21 protein-coding genes and 1 tRNA gene are annotated in these 20,363 nt (G+C 35.9%); 5 read left to right on the top strand and 17 right to left on the bottom strand.

Translation table 11 applies throughout. The features are described from left to right. Positions 1-3: 3 nt before the first annotated feature. From BLV64_RS13460 to BLV64_RS13430, 7 genes are all read right to left on the bottom strand, one after another. Positions 4-312, bottom strand: coding sequence for a DUF6122 family protein (locus BLV64_RS13460; RefSeq protein ID WP_092136441.1), 309 nt, complete (start codon positions 310-312; stop codon positions 4-6). Next, positions 312-932, bottom strand: a complete 621-nt coding sequence (locus BLV64_RS13455) for a WbqC family protein (RefSeq protein WP_092136439.1) — start codon at positions 930-932, stop codon at positions 312-314. Before BLV64_RS13455 ends, BLV64_RS13460 begins: the two co-directional genes overlap by 1 nt. 111 nt (positions 933-1,043) lie before the next feature. Next, the gene (gene lepB, locus BLV64_RS13450) at positions 1,044-2,768 is read right to left on the bottom strand and encodes a signal peptidase I (RefSeq protein ID WP_092136437.1); all 1,725 of its coding nucleotides are present in this window, start codon (positions 2,766-2,768) and stop codon (positions 1,044-1,046) included. Between the two features lie 89 nt (positions 2,769-2,857). Further along, positions 2,858-3,559 carry a 4-hydroxy-tetrahydrodipicolinate reductase gene (gene dapB, locus BLV64_RS13445; RefSeq protein ID WP_092136435.1) on the bottom strand — a complete coding sequence of 234 codons (702 nt, stop codon included), beginning with the start codon at positions 3,557-3,559 and terminating at the stop codon, positions 2,858-2,860. A 32-nt stretch (positions 3,560-3,591) separates the two neighbouring features. Then, complete coding sequence (locus BLV64_RS13440) at positions 3,592-4,194, bottom strand: DUF5683 domain-containing protein (protein WP_092136433.1); 603 nt, start codon at positions 4,192-4,194, stop codon at positions 3,592-3,594. Next, positions 4,184-5,092, bottom strand: a complete 909-nt coding sequence (locus BLV64_RS13435; protein ID WP_092136431.1) for a ParB/RepB/Spo0J family partition protein — start codon at positions 5,090-5,092, stop codon at positions 4,184-4,186. Before BLV64_RS13435 ends, BLV64_RS13440 begins: the two co-directional genes overlap by 11 nt. 3 nt (positions 5,093-5,095) lie before the next feature. Then, the gene (locus BLV64_RS13430; RefSeq protein WP_092136429.1) at positions 5,096-5,860 is read right to left on the bottom strand and encodes a ParA family protein; all 765 of its coding nucleotides are present in this window, start codon (positions 5,858-5,860) and stop codon (positions 5,096-5,098) included. 443 nt (positions 5,861-6,303) lie between these two features. Here BLV64_RS13430 and nirK point away from each other — a divergent pair, with 443 nt between their 5' ends. Genes nirK through BLV64_RS13410 form a run of 4 tightly spaced genes read left to right on the top strand, consistent with a single transcriptional unit; the run spans position 6,304 to position 10,513 of the window. Continuing rightward, the gene (nirK, locus tag BLV64_RS13425; RefSeq protein WP_394332352.1) at positions 6,304-7,701 is read left to right on the top strand and encodes a copper-containing nitrite reductase; all 1,398 of its coding nucleotides are present in this window, start codon (positions 6,304-6,306) and stop codon (positions 7,699-7,701) included. A gap of 11 nt (positions 7,702-7,712) precedes the next feature. Next, a complete protein-coding gene (locus BLV64_RS13420) occupies positions 7,713-8,492 on the top strand; it encodes a formylglycine-generating enzyme family protein (protein ID WP_092136426.1) in 780 nt (259 codons plus the stop codon). 7 nt (positions 8,493-8,499) lie between these two features. Further along, complete coding sequence (locus tag BLV64_RS13415; RefSeq protein ID WP_092136424.1) at positions 8,500-9,216, top strand: SCO family protein; 717 nt, start codon at positions 8,500-8,502, stop codon at positions 9,214-9,216. Between the two features lie 34 nt (positions 9,217-9,250). Further along, positions 9,251-10,513 (top strand): alginate export family protein, encoded by a 1,263-nt coding sequence (locus BLV64_RS13410; RefSeq protein ID WP_092136422.1) that lies wholly within the window; start codon positions 9,251-9,253, stop codon positions 10,511-10,513. 23 nt (positions 10,514-10,536) lie between these two features. Here the strand turns inward: BLV64_RS13410 and BLV64_RS13405 are convergent, their stop codons facing one another. The 9 genes from BLV64_RS13405 to BLV64_RS13365 all read right to left on the bottom strand — a co-directional run bounded on the left by BLV64_RS13405 (position 10,537) and on the right by BLV64_RS13365 (position 19,638). Beyond that, entirely contained in the window at positions 10,537-10,998 is a 462-nt protein-coding gene (locus BLV64_RS13405; RefSeq protein WP_092136420.1) for a hemerythrin domain-containing protein, read from the bottom strand. Continuing rightward, entirely contained in the window at positions 10,970-12,124 is a 1,155-nt protein-coding gene (locus BLV64_RS13400) for a hypothetical protein (protein ID WP_245705919.1), read from the bottom strand. Before BLV64_RS13400 ends, BLV64_RS13405 begins: the two co-directional genes overlap by 29 nt. A 59-nt stretch (positions 12,125-12,183) precedes the next feature. Beyond that, a complete protein-coding gene (ric, locus tag BLV64_RS13395) occupies positions 12,184-12,921 on the bottom strand; it encodes an iron-sulfur cluster repair di-iron protein (RefSeq protein ID WP_092136416.1) in 738 nt (245 codons plus the stop codon). Between the two features lie 178 nt (positions 12,922-13,099). Further along, positions 13,100-15,220: a methylmalonyl-CoA mutase gene (gene scpA / locus BLV64_RS13390; protein ID WP_092136414.1), complete on the bottom strand. Its 2,121-nt coding sequence runs from the start codon at positions 15,218-15,220 to the stop codon at positions 13,100-13,102. Further along, the gene (locus BLV64_RS13385; RefSeq protein ID WP_092136412.1) at positions 15,220-15,918 is read right to left on the bottom strand and encodes a hypothetical protein; all 699 of its coding nucleotides are present in this window, start codon (positions 15,916-15,918) and stop codon (positions 15,220-15,222) included. The genes scpA and BLV64_RS13385 overlap by 1 nt, the downstream gene beginning before the upstream one ends. After that, positions 15,918-17,267 carry a methylmalonyl-CoA mutase subunit beta gene (locus tag BLV64_RS13380; protein WP_092136410.1) on the bottom strand — a complete coding sequence of 450 codons (1,350 nt, stop codon included), beginning with the start codon at positions 17,265-17,267 and terminating at the stop codon, positions 15,918-15,920. Before BLV64_RS13380 ends, BLV64_RS13385 begins: the two co-directional genes overlap by 1 nt. Next, on the bottom strand, positions 17,260-17,562 hold the full coding sequence (locus BLV64_RS13375) for an FtsB family cell division protein (RefSeq protein ID WP_092136408.1): 303 nt from the start codon (positions 17,560-17,562) through the stop codon (positions 17,260-17,262). Before BLV64_RS13375 ends, BLV64_RS13380 begins: the two co-directional genes overlap by 8 nt. Beyond that, positions 17,555-18,169: a uridine kinase gene (gene udk / locus BLV64_RS13370; RefSeq protein ID WP_092136406.1), complete on the bottom strand. Its 615-nt coding sequence runs from the start codon at positions 18,167-18,169 to the stop codon at positions 17,555-17,557. Before udk ends, BLV64_RS13375 begins: the two co-directional genes overlap by 8 nt. Positions 18,170-18,528: 359 nt before the next feature. Beyond that, positions 18,529-19,638: a PQQ-dependent sugar dehydrogenase gene (locus BLV64_RS13365; protein ID WP_092136404.1), complete on the bottom strand. Its 1,110-nt coding sequence runs from the start codon at positions 19,636-19,638 to the stop codon at positions 18,529-18,531. A gap of 115 nt (positions 19,639-19,753) precedes the next feature. Between BLV64_RS13365 and BLV64_RS13360 the strand changes: the two genes are divergently transcribed. After that, a tRNA-Pro gene (locus tag BLV64_RS13360) sits at positions 19,754-19,828 on the top strand. A gap of 258 nt (positions 19,829-20,086) precedes the next feature. Here BLV64_RS13360 and BLV64_RS13355 read toward each other — a convergent pair. Then, positions 20,087-20,363: transposase (locus BLV64_RS13355; protein ID WP_245705918.1), on the bottom strand; the 277-nt coding region annotated here is incomplete at its 5' end.

Here is a 20,363-nt window from a genome sequence, read left to right as displayed (position 1 = left end):
TAATTACATCATAAGACAATTCACACTATCTGCAATAATATGAATGACTAATCCCAAAGCTATAAGTCTCGTTTTTTTTGGAAATAATAATAGAACGTAAATAGCAATAGCGTAATAGGAGTGTAGCGGATGGAAGTTGATACTACAACGTGTGGGATCGAATAGTGGAGTCGCTAAAAAATGATCTAAATCGATAAGCATGCCTAGTAGCATTATACCAAATGCTTTCATCCAGATGGTTCTGTAAAATAGCACAGCCACCAATAGAGGGCCTCCAATGTGAATACCGTAATGTATAAGGTCTGTAAGCATTAGTTTGCGTGTTGAGCTTCTAAATAGGATAGAGCACTCGGCCCTTCATTAAACAATAAGTCTAAGATACTTAGATTATTAATATACCCGTGTTTGGGACTAAATACTTGGGTGTAATTATCAAATTGTGGTGCAGTGTCTTTTTTAGCATTTACCAAACCTCTAAGATCTAAATTATCTGTATAGTTCTTTTTAAATTCGGTCGTTTTATTAATAGTAATGTCCAATTGTAAAGCGTCACAAATCACCTCAAAACAGGCCAAATTAAATTCTAATATAGAGTCATACTGTTTTGTAAATAAAGGTTTAAGGTCATCAATGTAATATTCGTAAAATGGTGATGTTCTGTAAGCCGATTCTAAGGATTTAAAATGAATATCTTGCCAATTATAGGTGTTTGCTATTTGAACGTCTTGGTATAATTGACGGTTTTTTTGTGTGTAAATAACAGGAACACTTAATTGTAATTTTCCATTTGCTGCGTATATATAACAGCGATTTCTGTAGGTTTGTTTCTGATAGTTATCACAGATTTCAAATACCACGCTAGAGGCGGAAACAATAGCCACAAACGTTTCTATAGAAGGGAAATAGGTAGGGTGGAGAATTATAGGTTTCATTTAAAACTGTTTATTAAAATCACGACGTATAATGGGACGTAATAAAACCATAAACTCTTTATTCAAAATGGGTTTATGAATAAAGAGTTTATGATCTATATATCTATTTTATTATTTGTTTTTCTTACGATTTCTATATTTTGAAAAGCCATAACCTAAGGCGATTAATACCAAAACAGGAATTAAGTAAGACACGGGTTTTCCACTACCGTGAACGGTGGTGAATAATCTGTTCCAACGCACTTTATTAATCCCACTGGCATTCGTATCCCAACTCATCCATATTAAAACAGGTTTACCAACGACGTGGTCGAAAGGCACATAGCCCCAAGCTCTCGCATCTTGTGAGTTATGGCGGTTGTCACCCATCATCCAATAATAATCTTGCTTAAAAGTGTACGAGGTAGCAACTTCGCCATTAATTAGTATCTGATTACCTTTAACGCAAAGCGTATTGTTTTCATACTCCGAAATAATGCGTTCGTAAAGTGGTAGAACATCTAAATTTAGTGCTATCGTCTTTCCTGCTTCAGGAATGTATATTGGTCCAAAATTATCAATGCTCCAATTATAACCAGGGGCATGAGGGAACACATCTTTTTGTGGCTCGTAATCGAACTTTTCAACAGAAGCTACTTTAGGGTTACTGCGTAGCGCTTGAGCTTCTTCCTCTGTTAAATTGACATTGATTTTGTTTAAAAGCGGTTCCATTTTAAATTTCAACATATCGTCGTTTCTTACAAAACCAACGACTTCTACGTTTAGAGAATCTCGTTGTCCTTCGTTTAAATAGGCGCGATTGTCTTTATTAAAATACTCTTGTAAGCGTGGGTCGTCCCAGTATTTTGGATTGATATTATAAAATCTCCAAAATTGTGTATGAATGTTATTATCTACAAATTGCTGGTCTAAATCCTCTTTGGTCGTTACGGTATAGTAAAATTGAATTCGTGCACGATCGGGAAGTTCATTTTTCTTTCCATTGGTGTAAATGTATCCGTTTTTGATAGCCATCGAATCACCAGGAATACCAACGGCACGTTTTACATAATTGGATTTTTTATCTACAGGCTTTATAAAACCGCGTTTAGGGACTTTAAAGAAATCTTGAACGGTGTCTACTGGCCAGTTAAATACGACAATATCATTGCGTTTTATGTTTTGAAATCCTGGTAACCTAAAGTAAGGTAGGAAGGTTTTGTTAGCCCAAGACGCGTCGCGTGTTGTTCTGTCGTCATCAGAAATATAAGATTTGGTATTCACTATAGGAATAGAATCGTGAACCATTGGTAAGGCTAACGCGGTTTGTGGTGTACGCGCTCCATAGTGAAATTTACTTACAAAAAGGAAGTCGCCAATAAGTAAGGTTTTTTCTAATGAAGATGTAGGTATTACAAATGGCTGAATAAAATACGTATGTACTATGGTTGCGGCAACGATAGCAAAAAGTATAGAACTTACCCAGTCTCCAACTTCCGAGCGAGGTTGTAGCGAACGTTCTTTAATATAAGTAACGTCGGCTACATAATTTAAGTAAAAGTTGTAAAAGCCTAACGATACAATAGCCAAAAGGGTATCTAAATTTGAGTTTTTACCAAAACTTCTTGCCGTCTCTACCCAAATAACAGGAAACATAATTAGATTTACTATAGGTAGAAATAATAGGATAGTCCACCACCAAGGCCTGTTAATAATTTTCATTAATACAACAGCGTTGTATACAGGAATAAAGGCCTGCCAAGCTTGTTTTCCAGCTTTTATATATAATTTCCAAGTCGCTAACCCGTGTATGACTTGAATGATTAGGAAGAAAATTAATAATTGTGTAAAACTCATAATATATTTTTAAAGACAATTGTCTGTTAGACGTTTAACTAATTCTATTTGTAATAATGAATGCTATAATGTTACATTTTTATTGGCTGTTAACCAATATTTAATACATCTTTCATGGTAAATACACCTTTTTTATCTAAAAGCCACTCTGCAGCAACCAAGGCTCCCAAGGCAAAGCCTTCACGACTATGGGCTGTGTGCTTAATTTCGATACGATCTACATCGCTCATATAGGCAATGCTATGCGTGCCAGGGACAGCATCAATTCGTTTTGCACGAATAGGAAGGGTGTTTGCACCAGCCGTATCTAATTCCCATTGTGTATAATTTTGGTGATTTGCAATAATACCTTCAGCGAGTGTAATAGCCGTTCCGCTAGGGGCGTCTAGTTTTTGAGTGTGATGTATTTCTTCTAACTCTACATTATAAGCCTTTAAATTCGACATCATTTTGGCTAAGGTTTTATTCAGTTCGAAAAACACATTAACCCCAAGGCTAAAATTCGAAGCGTAAATAAAAGCACCATGGTTAGCTTGGCATAATGTAACGGCGTCATTGTAGCGCTCTAACCAACCTGTTGTACCGGAAACAACAGGGATGTTATTTTTAAAACAGGTGGTTATATTATTAAAAGCAGCTCCAGGAACACTAAAGTCTATAGCGATATCGGCATCTTTAAAATCAATGTCGCTAGCGTTATCGCATTTTAAAACAATGGTATGCCCGCGTTTAATGGCTAAAGCTTCAATTGTTTTACCCATTTTTCCGTATCCTAGTAAGGCTATTTTCATTATAATAAAAGGATTTATAACATTTTAAGATGTTAATCTAATTTTAGATTAAAAGTAAGACCTAAACTCCCACTGTTATCAAACGCATCAATTTTATAATGCGGTTTGAAAGATAAATTATCGTCAATATTATATTGTAGTAAATGCGCATCTACGTTGGCATCAATAATATTTAAGGCGTATAAGCCAACGGTAACCAATAGAGAAAGTTCTTTGTTTCGGCGTAATGTTTTTTGTGCTTCTCTAAGACCATCATCGGTTAACCGGCCCTGAAATTGGTCGTCATTAAAACCAGCTAATCTGCGCTTGTAAGCATTTCGCACTTTTTTATATTCATTATTATTATCAATATAAAAATAGATTCCAGTACCAATGGCAGCGTAAACAATAGGGATTTTCCAATATTTCTTATTGTAAGCCTGTCCTAAGCCAGGTAAAATAGCGGAGTAAAAAGCGGCGCGAGAGGGGGCTAACGGATTAATTTTATGACGCACTTGAGTCGAATCTAAAGCTACCGTTAGTGGCTCGGCCATACTTTTTGTAGCTGTACTGTCACTGCCTTTTTTTGTTTGCGCTAAAGCGGAAAAAGTACAAGCAATACAAAGTACACAAGCTATTATGGTTTTATTTAGCACTCTCAACTAACTTTTTTATGCGATTAAAATCCTCTTCAGAATGAAAGGGGATAGAGATTTTACCCTTTCCATTACTAGAAACTTTAACGTCAATTTTATTGCCAAAGTATTCAGAGAAATCTTTAATTCCCTTTTTAATATATACAGGGAGCTCTTGAGTCGGTTTCTTTTTAGGAACAACGACTTGGCTCGTTTCATTATAGTTTTTAACTAAAGCCTCAGTCTCTCTAACCGATAATTTATTGGCTATAATTTTTTCGTAAATATCTAATTGTATGCTTTGGTCTTCTATATTAATAATAGCACGACCATGACCCATAGATAAAAAGCCATCGCGCATACCTGTTTGAATAATCGGGTCTAGTTTTAACAAACGCAAATAATTGGCAATCGTAGAGCGTTTTTTACCTACACGATCACTCATTTGCTCTTGGGTTAATTGAATCTCATCAATTAAGCGTTGGTAAGATAAAGCAATTTCTATAGGGTCTAAATCCTGTCGCTGTATGTTTTCTACCAAGGCCATTTCTAGACTCTCTTGGTCGTTTGCAATACGGATGTAGGCAGGAATAGTTTCTAATCCAATTAATTTTGAAGCTCTAAAACGACGCTCTCCAGAAACTAATTGGTATTTTTCAAATCCTAATTTACGTACTGTAATAGGTTGTATAACACCCAACTCTTTTATTGAAGATGCCAATTCACGTAAAGACTCTTCGTTAAAATTTGTACGTGGTTGAAAGGGATTGACTTCAATAGAAGCTAATTCTAAATCAACAATATTACCAATTACTTTATCTGCATTTTTATCTTGTACAGATTGTATGTCATTACTCGGATCTTTTAATAGGGCCGAAAGTCCTCTTCCTAATGCCTGTTTCTTCGTTGCCTTCGCCATTGTTTAGGAGTTTTTGTTAATGATTTCCTTAGCTAAACTTAAATAATTTACCGCTCCTTTACTACTAGCATCATAATTAATAATACTTTCACCGTAACTAGGGGCTTCGCTTAAACGCACATTTCGCTGTATGATGGTTTGAAATACCATATCGTTAAAATGCTTTTGTACTTCTTCTACCACTTGGTTAGATAAACGCAAACGCGAATCGTACATGGTAAGTAGTAAGCCTTCAATATCTAAATTTGTATTGTGTATTTTTTGAACACTTTTTATCGTGTTTAATAATTTCCCTAAACCTTCCAATGCAAAATATTCACACTGAATTGGAATAATTACCGAGTGAGCAGCCGTTAATGCATTTAAAGTTAATAAGCCTAAAGAAGGGGCACAGTCAATTAAAATGTAATCGTAATCGTCTACTATTTCTTCAAGCGCTTTCTTTAACATATACTCGCGGTTTTCCTTATCAACAAGTTCTATTTCTATAGCCACTAAGTCAATATGTGCAGGAATAATATCTAAATTGGGCGTGCTGGTATTTATTATTGCGTCGCGGGCACTGTTGGTATGTTCTAATAGTTGATAGGTTCCGATCTCGACAGTTTCAACATCAATTCCTAAACCAGAAGTCGAGTTAGCCTGAGGGTCGGCATCTATTAAAAGGACTTTTTTCTCTAGCACACCTAACGAGGCTGCTAAGTTTACAGACGTTGTCGTTTTACCGACTCCCCCTTTTTGATTGGCAATTGCAATGATTTTACCCATTAAATTATTTAGATTTTAGTACGCGTAAAAATACAATTATTTACGACTAATAAAAATTGAACTTGTTAACAAGTGCTTAAATAGGGAAATAGACGATGAAGATATCGTGTTAAAGTTCCTACTCACTGATGGTTAACGGGTATATTAGTTTTTTTATAGCATGTTTTTTTATCACCACCAAGCAATTTAGCGCACTATACAATCCTGAAATTATCTGTTTTAATCCAAATTCCTCGTGGTTTCATCAGTATTAAAAAATTATTTAAGATAATTTTAAGAAAGATGATAATTGTCATATTAAAGGAGCTCGATATCCTTTAATTTTACACTATCAAAAAGTTATAACTTTAAACTAACTCGAATACAATATGAAATCAGTAAAATTAAATTTAAACCCGAAAATGGCCATAAAAAGCACCGTCTTTTTTATGTCGACATTACTAATGGTGTCTTGTTTTAACGAAAAAGAAACAAGCGAAAAAGCGCCTGCTGAGATTGCAGTAAATCAAGAAATGCTTGCAGAACTTACAGCGCCGCCACACGTTCCAACTCCTATAGGTCGTCGTAAGGCAAAGAAACTTGTTGTTAATATGGAAATCTTAGAGCAAGTAGGAACAATGACCGATGGAACAACTTATAATTACTGGACCTTTGGTGGTTCTGTTCCAGGAAGTTTTATTAGAACTCGTGTTGGTGACGAGGTGGAATTCACACTGTCTAACCACCCCGATAACAAGCTACCTCACAATATCGATTTACATGCCGTTACGGGACCTGGGGGAGGAGCAGAGTCTTCTTTTGTAGCACCGGGACATGAGAAAACATTCTCATTTAAAACACTAAATCCAGGACTTTACGTGTACCATTGTGCTACCGCTCCAGTAGGAATGCATATCGCTAATGGAATGTACGGACTTATTCTTGTAGAACCAGAAGGTGGTTTACCAGAAGTAGATAAAGAATACTATATCATGCAAGGGGATTTTTATACTAAAGGTAAAAATGGAGAGCGTGGTTTACAGCCTTTCGATATGCAGAAAGCTGTTGATGAAAATGCAGATTACGTTGTTTTTAATGGTAGTGTAGGTGCGTTAACAGGAGATAATGCTATTACTGCTAAAGTGGGAGAAACGGTAAGACTGTTTGTTGGAAATGGAGGTCCAAACTTAGTATCTTCTTTTCACGTCATTGGTGAAATCTTTGACAAAGTTTATGTTGAAGGTGGTGATTTAATTAATGAAAACATTCAAACGACTTTAATTCCTGCCGGTGGTGCTGCAATCGTAGAATTTAGAGTAGATGTTCCCGGTACCTTAGTTTTAGTAGATCACTCTATTTTTAGAGCGTTTAATAAAGGTGCGCTAGGAATGCTAAAAGTTGAAGGAGAAGAAAATAAGAAAATCTATTCAGGTGAAATCCGTGAAGGTATCTATTTACCAGAAGGTCCAGGGATACAAAATATGCCGACAACCGATGAGATTGTTGAAGCAGATATTCCAGCAAAATCATTTGATGAGCAAATGGAATTTGGAAAACAAGTTTACATGCAAAACTGTTTCGCTTGTCACCAATCTGAAGGACAAGGTGTGCCAAATGCATTCCCTCCATTGGCAAAATCAGATTACTTAAACGCAGATGTTGATCGTGCAATTAGTGCTGTGGTGAATGGTTTAACGGGAGAAATCACAGTAAATGGCGTTAAATATAATAGTGTTATGACGCGTCAAATGTTATCTCCTGATGAAGTTGCTAATGTGTTAACCTACGTTTATAATAGTTGGGGGAACTCTGGTAAAGTCATTACAAGAGAGATGGTGCAAAAAGTTAAAAATCAAAAATAAGAGTTATAATAATGAAAGACCTCACCTTTAAACTGTTCATTTTTAGTATGGCTTTAGTGCTGCATAGCAATTTATTTGCACAGTCTGAAGGTATGGTTTACATAACTGGTAGTCGCTATATTCCGTTGTATGGTCGCGATTCTACAGTCGTAGAAATCAAAGATTTTGAAATGGATATTTATCCGGTTTCGAATGCAGAATATAGCGATTTTCTTAAAGAGAACCCGAATTGGCAAAAATCGAAAGCTTTAAAATTGTTTACCGATAAAATGTATTTGTCCAATTGGGAAAGTGACCAGACTATTAAGCCTTCAGCCAAGCCCAATAGCCCTGTAACTTACGTGTCTTGGTTTGCAGCTAAAGCGTATTGTGAAGATCAAGGTAAACGATTACCTACAGTAGATGAATGGGAATACGCGGCTATGGCAGACGAAACAACCAAGGATGCCCGTGTAAAACCAGAATATAATAAGCAAATTTTAGCTTGGTATGAATCGCCACGATCTAATGAAAATACTATTGGTATGAATGCTAAAAATGCCTGGGGTGTACATGATTTACACGGATTAGTTTGGGAATGGACTTTAGATTTTAATTCGGTTTTAATTACTGGAGAATCTAGAAAAGATGTGGATAAAGACACTGATTTGTTTTGTGGTAGTGCGGCGGTAAATGCCACCGATTTAATGAATTACGCTGCTTTTATGCGTTACGCCACTCGTGGTAGCTTAAAAGCAAAGTATTCAATGAAAAACTTAGGGTTTAGATGTGTAAAACCCGTAACTAAATAAAAATCCAATGAAAATATTACAATATACTATAGTATTAATCTTCACTATGGTCGCTTTTCAGAGTTGTAAGTCAGATTCAAAAGATCAGGCCATGGCCGTTGAGTACCAATGCCCTATGCTTTGTGAAGGTGATAAAGTCTATAATTCAGAAGGGACTTGCCCTGTGTGTAAAATGGATTTAAAACAGGTAGAATCGACGGAAGCAAAAGTGAAAGCTGATAATGATGAGATTTCTGAGGAGTCTATTTTTAACTTAACCTCCACCTGGCGTAATGAAGAAGGTGAAGAGTTTCAGCTGAAAGCATTAAAAGGAAAAACCTTAGTGATGGTCATGATTTACACCTCGTGTAAAGCAGCTTGCCCTAGATTAGTTGCCGATATGCGTAATATTGAAGCTCAAATTCCTAAAGATAAATTAAAAAACATTGATTTCGTTTTGGTGAGTATCGATCCCGAAGTAGATACACCTGAGCGTTTAAAGGACTTTGCTATCGAAAATCAAATGGACGATTCTCATTGGACATTTTTACAAGGTACAGTAGGGGGTGTACGAGAGTTTGCCAACGTATTATCGGTAAAATACAAAGAGATATCACCTATAGATTTTTCACACTCTAACATTATATCGGTTTTTAATGCCGAGGGGGAGTTAATGCATCAACAAGAAGGATTAGGAGTAAATAACAAAGAGACTATTGCTTCTATTTTGGAAGTAACTCCGTAAGCAAACATCAGTAATATTTATTAAATACCATAGTATGAAAAATTATGTTGTAGTATTTTTATTCTTAGCTATCAGCCAATGGATGTCTGCTCAAGATTTTGGGGTGTCGGCCGAATTAAGACCACGGTTTGAATATAGAAATGGATATAAAACCTTGCCTGTAGATTCTTTAGATGCTGCAGCCTTTATTTCACAGCGTACGCGATTAAATTTTGATTATAAAAACACCTATTTCGAGGGGTATTTGAGTGTTCAAGACGTGCGTGTTTGGGGAGATGTACCTACTTTAAACAGCGCCGATAAAAACGGGCTAAGTATTCATGAAGCTTGGGCGAAATTAAGGTTAACACCGCAATTCGATCTTAAATTGGGACGTCAAGAAATAGTTTACGACAATCAGCGGCTATTTGGAAGCGTGGGATGGGCACAACAAGCGAGAAGTCATGATGCTGTTTTAGCTATTTATAAACCCAATACTAACCACCATTTTGAATTGGGGTTAGCGCTAAATGCATCTTCCGAATCTTTATCACGGCTGGATTATACACTAAATAATTATAAAACTTTTCAATACCTGTGGTACCATACGGCAGTTAATAATTTAGGACTTAGTTTCTTAGTTTTAAACAACGGATTAACTTACTATGCCGAACCTCAAAAGGAAGAGGTTGCTTATAATCAAACACTAGGTACACAACTGTCATTTTCTGAAAACAATTTAGAAGCTGAAGGGTGGTTGTATTATCAAACGGGTAAAATTGCAAATAGAGATGTACATGCTGTTAATATAGCTGCACAATTTAACTATAAACTAAATGCTCATTTTACTACTGGTCTTGGGGCAGAGTATTTATCGGGTACCGATATGAATACCACATCTTCTGATATGGTGTCTTTTACACCGTGGTTTGGAACCAATCATAAATTTAATGGCGCTATGGATTATTTTTATGTGGGTAACCATTCTAATTCTGTAGGATTGCTTGATGCTTATGTTAATTTAAAGTATCAGAAAAATAAACTAAAAGTCAACCTTATACCTCATATGTTTTGGTCGGCAGCACAGGTTGTAAATTCTAGTAATCAAGTTATGGACGATTACTTAGGGACCGAAATAGATTTACAGCTGACTTATAATTGGCAAAAAGACGTTAGTTTTCAAGTGGGATACTCTCAGTTATTTGGCACCGAATCATTACAGGTTTTAAAAGGAGGTAATCACAAGGCAACGACCAATTGGGCTTGGGCTATGGTAACAGTAAAACCTAGTTTGTTTAAGTCGTCATTAAAACAGTAATAAGTAACACAGAGCGTGCTATTTTATTTCCAAAATTCATCATCCAGATTGTCTTTAAAATCTTCTGGTTGATGAATTTTTTCTATATGAGCCATTTGAGCTTCAGTAGCATGGTTTTGTATTTCTGGAAACAGAATGCGTTCTTCAAATCGAATATGATCATTCACCGCTTTTTCTATAGCCGGTAAAGCGCTATCTAAATCAGCTGCCTTTGAAAATAGGTGATGGATTCTTTTATGGTCTTCTAATGCCTTTTGAACAAGGTCGTGATTAGGGGCTAAAATCGTGAAAATCTCAGTTTCTTCTAACTCAAAATGCGGAATTAAATGGTTTTTATAAAACCAATCGGCATAGGTTTTTATACGTTCTAAAGGGATGTTTTTACTTAATCCAGATCTTATTTTCCATGCTAATAATAAGCCGTGATGGTGTTCGCGACTTAGGGGTTTTAGAGCCTCATGGCGTTTTAAAGGTTTTAAGGTCATGTTGTTGTGTTTTAAAACTTATTAGAAGAAGTAAAATACCTAAAGGCAATAAAATACTTGCTATAAATAAAATGATGTAATAGTGAGGGAGCGAACCCTGTTGTAAATATAAGGAAGCCCCTTGAGCAAATAAAATAATTTCGGTACTCACAATTCCAAATAGGAAAATATAAACACCAGTTTTTGATAGATTGCTGTCTCTGATAAGTTTCGATTGAAATAAAAAAGCAAATAGAAAGCCGCTAATAACACCCAACATGGTGAGGTGAATAAAACCTATTACAAAGTTGTGGTGGTTATGCAAGGTTGCCGCAAATTCAGGTATTAGCGAAATGGATTGTAGTATTATTTTTAATACGAAACAACACAAGGCGAAAGCAAAGATTATTTTCAAACTTAATTTGTGTTGAGTTACCCGAGTTTTTAATGGGGATTTAATGAGTATAATAAAATAGTATAGTGCCATTAACTGAAGAACGACTCCGATTAAATTAAACCAATATAGCAGGGGATGATTGGCAAACCAGTGTATGGGTAGAGCCATTGTTATAACAGTAGAGCTTATAAGTAAACGTATAAATAGCTTTGTTTGTTTAGAAGGCGTTATACTTAGTTTATGAAATAATATGGCGATGGCGGCTATTAAGAACCAACCGTTAAATTGAAAATGTAAGAAAAACTGAATGGCGATTTGGTAAAAAGCCGAGGCTTGCCCCAAAAGTCCAACAGCAGGCCCTAAACACCAAACGCCTAGAGTGGAAATTACCATAAATACTAAAGAGGTCTTAACTAGTATTTTTGTAGTGGGATTTTTAATAGACATATCTCGCCAAATGCTGTATACAAAGGCGTAGCTGCAAAAAATATGCAGTGTAGAAAAGCTTATGGAAACGGCAGCATAACCTTGAAGCGGAAAACTAAGCATCATACCTACAACCGCTAGTTGAGTGATCCAGAATAACCTTGAGTAATATTTTGATTTTTCGGGAACAAAATAATGAACATAGAATGTGAAAAGCATTAAATAAACCCAGCCCAACATGGCAACATGAGAATGCGCATGGGTTAAAAAACGATAATTAAATATACTGCCGCCTATAAAGGTGTACCGTAAAAGTAATCCCATTAAAGCGGCAATAAAAAAATTAATTAAACACGTTGTAACACGGTGTTTTAACATAGATATTAAAGGTCAAATAGTTCTTTTTCTAATTCAGCGGCTTTAGGAAATAATATATTATTTTCTAAATGAATATGTAAATGTAACTCTTTCTCAAATGCATCGAGCATAGAAAATGTGACTTTATACGTATTACAAGCATCAGAAGGCGGTGTGTAATTATTGGTTAGTTTTTCAATTTCTCTAAAACGTTCACCTTCATTATCGTGCTCAGCCATCATTGTAGCGATGGGGTTTTTAACCGTTCCAAAATGAGCGGCATCAATTTTTTCTTGTGTGTTTTGTGCCGTTACCATTTTTTTTATGAATGGAAATAAAATGAGTTCTTCTTTTTTCATGTGTGATGCTAACTCCTTGCTTGAAGCTGTAAACAATTCGGTTATCGTAAATAGTTCGGGGTGACTTGCTCCATGTACCTTACAGAGTTTGTTTAAAAACGGTAGGAGTATAGCCGTTTTTTCTTCAACATAACGGTGATGAGTTTTTTCTATATGATGCGCTAAAACGTCTAAGGACCACGTTTTATAATCTACCGTATTTGTATTATTTAGGTTGTGTATCTCTTCTAGTTTATACAATAATTCGTCCGTATCTAAATTGTTTTTAGTACATTCCTCGTCTAATGTCCGGTCTCCCTTGCAGCAAAAGTCTATACCATAAGAGTAAAATACGGCTGCCGTTCTAAAATCGTCTGCCACAAATTGGCCAATTGGTTGTTGTGATTTTCTAGTTTGTGTTTCCATAGTAAGTGATTTAGTATCGGATAAAATTGTCCTTTAATTTGACAGAGGTTTTAACCGGTTTATATTGATATTAGTAGTGTTGTATTGACTGTAACAAATATAAACAAAAATTCCATAAAAGACACTATTGTCCGTTATGGAATTTGTAAAATAAATTAGCGGGGTAACTAGATATGAATTAGTCTATTAAAATATCTAATATTGTAATAGCAGCATCACTAATTTTTGTTCCGGGACCAAAAACAGCAACGGCACCGGCGTCGAATAAATATTGGTAATCTTGCTTTGGGATCACCCCTCCAACAATTACCATAATATCTTCACGACCATATTTCTTTAATGCTTCAATAACCTGTGGGACTAATGTTTTATGTCCTGCAGCTAATGACGATACACCTAAAATATGAACATCATTTTCAACCGCTTGTTTTGCTGCTTCTTCTGGAGTTTGAAATAGCGGACCAATATCGACATCAAAACCTACATCGGCATAACCTGTAGCGACTACCTTGGCACCACGATCGTGACCGTCTTGCCCCATTTTAGCAATCATAATACGCGGTCGTCTACCATCTTGCTCGGCAAAGGTATCGGCTAATGCTCTTGCTTTTTTAAAGCTTTCATCATTTTTAATTTCTTTACTATACACGCCTGAAAAAGATTTAATTTGTGCCTTATAGCGGCCGTAAACAGCTTCAAGGGCATCACTTATTTCGCCTAAAGTAGCTCTTTCACGAGCGGCTTCAACAGCTAAAGCTAATAAATTTTCTTTTCCTGTTTTAGCGGCTTCTGTTAAATTAGCTAGAGTTTGTTGAACTTTATCTGTGTCTCTTTCCGCTTTAAGTTTCGCTAACTGTTCTAGTTGTTGTTTGCGTACCGTTTGGTTATCAACTTCTAAAATATGTAAAGGAGCCTCGGCTTCTAACTTATATTTATTAATTCCTACAATAATATCTTGATTAGAATCTATTCGCGCTTGTTTTCTCGCAGCAGCTTCTTCAATTCTTAGCTTAGGCACTCCAGATTCTATGGCTTTGGTCATACCGCCAAGTTCTTCTACTTCTTCAATAAGTGCCCATGCTTTTTGAGCAATATCATGAGTTAGTTTTTCTACATAATAACTTCCTGCCCAAGGATCTACTGTTTTTGTGATTTGGGTTTCGTCTTGTAAAAAAAGTTGTGTATTACGTGCTATTCTTGCCGAAAAATCGGTTGGGAGAGCAATCGCTTCATCAAGGGCGTTGGTATGTAAACTTTGCGTACCACCAAAAGCTGCTGCTGCCGCTTCAATAGTAGTTCTTGCCACATTGTTAAACGGGTCTTGCTCTGTTAAACTCCAACCTGATGTTTGGCAGTGTGTTCGCAATGACAATGACTTTTCATTTTTAGGATTAAATTGTTTAACCAATTTCGCCCATAACATTCTCGCCGCTCTCATTTTTGCAATTTCCATAAAATGGTTCATTCCAATAGCCCAAAAGAAAGATAGGCGAGGCGCAAAGGTGTCAATATCCATACCGGCATCTAATCCTTTTCTTATGTATTCCAAACCGTCGGCTAAAGTGTAGGCCAATTCAATATCACAGGTGGCTCCAGCTTCTTGCATATGATATCCCGAAATACTAATACTGTTGAATTTCGGCATGTTTTTACTCGTATATTCAAAAATATCAGAAATAATTTTCATCGATGGCGTTGGTGGGTAGATGTAAGTGTTACGCACCATAAATTCCTTAAGAATATCATTTTGAATGGTTCCTGCTAAGTGTTCGGGTTTTACGCCTTGTTCTTCGGCAGCCACAATATAAAAGGCCATAATTGGTAATACGGCGCCATTCATGGTCATTGATACCGACATTTTATCTAGCGGAATTTGGTCGAATAATATTTTCATATCCTCAACACTATCAATAGCCACTCCGGCTTTACCAACATCACCAACAACACGCTCATGATCGCTGTCGTATCCCCGATGTGTTGCTAAATCAAATGCAACCGATAGCCCTTTTTGTCCTGCTTCTAAATTACGCCTGTAAAAAGCATTACTTTCTTCCGCAGTAGAAAATCCGGCATATTGGCGAATGGTCCACGGTCGTCTTACGTACATCGTACTGTAAGGACCACGTAAATTTGGAGCAATTCCCGCTACAAAATCAAGGTGTTCTACAGGCTCTAAATCAGCTTTGCTGTAATGTGATTTTACAGTAATATCCTCGGCAGTTAGTGTAGATTTGACATCTTTTTCTCTCTGTTTTTCTTCCGAGTATAATTCTATATGTTTAAGATTTTTTCTTTGCATTAGTCGTGATTATGTCCTTCGTGAATATCTTTTAAATGAGGCTCTTGTTTTAACTCCAGGGTGGGCTTATGATTAAAATCACCTGAAGTGCTATCTGTATTAGACTTATCCTTGACAGTAAGTTGTGAGGCTTCTATATCCATTAAGGCAGAATAATAATATTCAAAAGCTACAAAAGCCTTTAGACTACTATCTGTAAGGAGTTGAAAGGAATTGTTTTTAATAGGAGTTAAAATGGTGTTTCGTTGAATGCTATTAGTTGATAGTAATGCATTAAATGTAGTTTTTAAATCCTTGTCTATAATATTATTCACAATACACTCCATTAAGATTCCTGAATAATTTAGAGTTCGTGAAGCCTTGGTTTTATGCCATAATTGGGCCTCTTTTTTTAATTGTTTTGCTAAGTACAAACTATGTTCACTTGCAATGTCTTCAATGTTTAGTTTTCCGTTAAGAGCAAAAGAAGTGAATTTCTTATAGGCTCTTAAAGGGGCACGGTTCGATTTGTCGAAATATTTAAAGATGTCCGCTTCAAATGAATGAATAGCTTCGTTATAGAGGTTTTTATTGTCAATTTCACATAATATAAAATCGGGTTGCTCGGTATATTTATAGGTGATACGACTTTCGTTTTGGCAACCTAATAAGCTTAACGTTAATAGTATTAATGTACTTTTAAACAAGAGAGTCTTCATTATTCTTGATTTAATCGATTTTGTTCGGCAGTTTCTGCAATACGCTTTTCTATTATAGGTTCGATAAGTGTTTTGCGAGTATTCATTTTTAAGAACGGGTATAACTCCAATTCACTTTTCATTTTATCATTAGGATTTGGGTGTTTATTAGTTCCTAATAAAATAAGTGCTTTTGAATTGAATTGCTCCAATTCTTTTTGTGCGTTTTCTTTTATTTTTTTCTGAATAGATCCAGAATGCAATCCGCTTAAAAATCCGCCGTTATCTTCTATGGTTTTAAATAGGTTTAGAGCTTTTTCTGCAAGTTGCGTAGTTAGGTTTTCTATATAGTAACTTCCATCGGATGCATTTTCTACGGCGTCAAAATAACTTTCGTGTTTTAAAATAAGAAGTTGATTTCTTGCTATACGCTCACCAAATTCGTTGTCTTTATGGTAAATGGCATCGTAGGCTAAATTACAAATTGTATTTGCTCCTCCCAAAATAGCACTCATGCACTCCGTAGTCGTACGCAACATATTGGTGTTGTAATCGTAAATGGTTTTATTGCGTTTTGATGGCGTTACGTAAATATGACAGTCGGTGTTAGCACCATATTCTTTGGCTAGTGTTTTCCAAAGCACTCGCAACGCTCGGAGTTTTGCTATTTCGAAAAAATAATTGGTACCAACAGCTATATTAAACGTTATTGGTGCCGTAAGTTTATGGCCAAAGCTATTAAGGTATTCGTTAGCATGAGCTATAGCATAGGCGAGCTGCTGTACACTATTAGCGCCAGCATTTTGATATAAATCAGCATGTACACTTAGCGCTGATGGGTTGGTGTTTATAATGGTTTCTAAAGCTTTAACATCGGACTCATGGTTAGAGAACCAGTTTCCGGTTTTAGCTAGATTACCTATAATATCGGTATGTACCGTAATATGATTAGGTGAAATAGTATAGAGCTCAGAAACATAATCGGTATCTAAAAACTGCAATTTAAAATGTAGAGGGATAGCCGAAACAGTAATGTTTTGTAGTAAACTACTAATCGAAACATCTTTATTAGGAATAATAAACGTTATGCTTTCGGCTCCACGGGTTATGGCATCGAGGGCTTTTTTATTCGATAGTTTAGTATCTGCTACAAATATAGTTTGGCAAATCGTCCAAGGATTTGAAGTTACAGGTAGTGGTTTTTCGGCCTCCAAGTCATCTTGATGATAAAAAGGCTTGACGTTAATATCTTCGTTAGTGGACCAAATTAACGTGTCATTATAGTCAGCACCCTTTAAATCGACGTGTATTTTTTGTTTCCAAGCTTTAGAAGTTACAGCTTCAAAGTCTTCAAATAATTTTTTAGTCATTGTTTTTGTTTTTTAAGCTATCTACATATTCAATAATGTAAATGTCCTCATTTTCGCGCTTCATATAATAGGCTTCTCGAGCAAACTTCTCTAAACCATCTTCTTTTTTAAGCTCCTTGATTGCTTTGTTGTCTTTTACAATTTCTTTGCGATAGTATTCCTTTTCGTTTTCTAGTTCTTCAATTTCTTCGTTTAAGTCATTGTGAATTAATAGCGAATTGCTATCTAGAAACAACATCCAAATAATAAAACCTAATGTAATTAATACAAATATATTTTTAAAATACTTAAGCATTTGCGAGTTTCTCGTTGATTATTGTTCTTACAATATTGACAGCAACGGTGTTGTATTTGTTTGTTGGTATAATAATATCTGCGTATTCTTTTGTAGGTTCAATAAACTGTTGGTGCATGGGTTTTAATGTGGTTTGGTAACGTGTTAACACCTCGTCTAAATCACGGCCTCGGTCGGCAATATCTCTTTTTAAACGTCTTATTAAACGTTCGTCACTATCGGCATGTACATAGATTTTAATATCGAACATTTTACGGATTTCCGGATGTGTTAAAATTAAAATCCCTTCTACAATCATGACTTCTCTAGGGAGTGTTTTTATCGTATCGCCAGTTCTGTTGTGTTTTACAAACGAATATACAGGTTGGTCTATTGCTTTACCGTTTTTTAAATCTTTTAAATGCTCGCCTAATAAATCGAAATCTATAGAGCGCGGGTGGTCAAAATTTATTTTTACGCGTTCTTCGTAAGGCAAGTGGGTCGTGTCCATATAATAGGAGTCTTGCGAAATTATACCAACCTCTCCTTCTGGTAATTCATTAAGTATTTGGTTTACAACGGTTGTTTTACCGCATCCTGTTCCGCCTGCTATTCCTATTATTAACATAAATGTATTAGTTTATTAGAGTGCAAATTTAAGTATTTTTAGAAATCTTTATTGCCGAATTATTGAAACTTCTTGACTTATACTATTATTTGTGCTTGTATTTTTTCAATTGATTGTAATATAAATCTTTAGATAGTGACTTCATAGTCTGCATGTTCTTAGTTACATCTGTTCCTTAGAGCAATTACCTAGTGGAAACACTTCCTATGTTTCCTAAACCCGCTTTATCAGGTTTATTAGTCTTAGGAACAATCTAAAATAGGATATATTTTTGATTCATTTCTAATGGTTTAATAAGCTGAGGTATATGGTAGGCGAGTAGCTTGTATTATTAAAGTTCCTAGGTTTCATTATGTTCCTTATAACCGCTTCAATTTTACTATTCCAAGTTGCTCAACACCGACATAGATCATACCATCAGGTCCCTGGTTTATAGAGCGTACACGTCCAATTCCATTTAGCAAGCGCTCTTCTTTAATGACTTTATTATTTTTGAGGACACAGCGATTTAAATATTGAAATTTTAGAGACCCTACTAATAAACTGCCTTTCCAATCACCATAGGCATTTGATGTGATAAAGGCCATACCACTAGGTGCTATGGAGGGTGTCCAATGGTGGAGTGGGGGTTCCATGCCTTCTTTAGTGGCACTTTTAGTAATACTGGTACCGGAGTAGTTTTTACCAAAGGTAACTTTTGGCCACCCATAATTTTTACCGGACTGAATTTCATTTAGTTCATCACCGCCTTTCGGGCCGTGTTCATGAGACCAGAGTGCACCTGTTTCGGGATGCAGTTCCATGCCTTGAGGATTTCGGTGTCCGTAGGAGTAAATAGCAGTGATGGCATGGGGTGTAGAAACAAAGGGGTTGTCTTTTGGGATGCTGCCGTTGTCGTGTAATCTGTAAATCTTGCCACCATCGCGTGTTAAGTCTTGAGGGTTGCTGTCTCTTTCACCACGATCGCCAATAGAAAAGTAGAGATAATTGTTTTGGTCGAAAACAATCCGCGATCCAAAATGCTGACCTTTTGTTGTATTGGGTTCAGCTTTATATAGTAATTGTACGTCTTTTAAGGTGTTATTCATTAGTTTAGCGCGTATAATGGCGGTATTACTACCGTCTCCACTACCTTTTGGTGAGGCGTAAGAGAGATAAATCCATCCCGTATTGTGGTAGTCGGGATGTAATACGATATCTAAAAGACCACCTTGCCCGCGGACGTCTATTTCTGGCAGTCCGGTCACTTCTGTTTTGACTTTATTTTTATAATGAATGAGTTTTCCTTCCTTTTCAGTTATCAAAATAGAGCCGTCAGGTAAAAAAACAAAGCCCCAAGGGTTATTTAATTCCGGTACGATTATTTCGTAATCGGTATTTGGGTTTATAGGGTTTTTGTCTTGAGCACAGGAGGTTACAATACAAAAAAGAGCAAAATATAAAACTGGGATTTTGAAATTAAAAAGCATCTTGAAAAAAAGTTTTTACAATTTACGATATTTATAGGTTCATATTTAAGAATTATGTTATATTTGCACCACAATTAAAAAAAACGATACGTTTTGAGATTGTAGATAACCACTTCGGGGTGTAGCGTAGCCCGGTTATCGCGCCGCGTTTGGGACGCGGAGGTCGCAGGTTCGAATCCTGCCACCCCGACAGAAATTAAGCCTAAAATCTAATTTGATTTTAGGCTTTTTTTATGGATCATTCCTAAATGTTTTAAAATGTAGGATGAAGGGGATCAAGGATCATTCCTAAATGTTGTGTTTAGGCAAAAATTGTGGTCAATCTATAAAGGAAGAATTCTATATTTTTGAAGGATCAAGGCCATTTCCTGAGCTTTTGAATAGTTACTCTTATAGTTGCGTTATGCAAGAGAGGGAAGAATTCTGGGATCATTCCTAAATGTTGTGTTTATGCAAAAATTGTGGTCAGTCTATAAAGGAAGAATTCTACATTTTTCACACCTCTGAACTGAGCTCTAAAAGCTTTTATTTTAGCATTAAATGATTCAGCGGATGCGTTTGTGCTTCTATTTATAAAATAGTTTAGGATCGATTTATAATTGAGGGATATAGTGTTGGCAATTGTATTGAATGACCTGAAGCCGGTGTTTTCAACGTCTTTGTACCAATGTGCCATTTTTGTGTATGCTATTTGTATAGAAGTTGTCTTATTGAATATATTTCTG

The sequence above is a fragment of the Bizionia paragorgiae genome, from assembly GCF_900107625.1.
Taxonomy (GTDB): domain Bacteria; phylum Bacteroidota; class Bacteroidia; order Flavobacteriales; family Flavobacteriaceae; genus Bizionia; species Bizionia paragorgiae.
The sequence above is the reverse complement of the archived record's forward strand: the minus strand, read 5'-3'. Positions and strand labels throughout refer to the sequence as shown.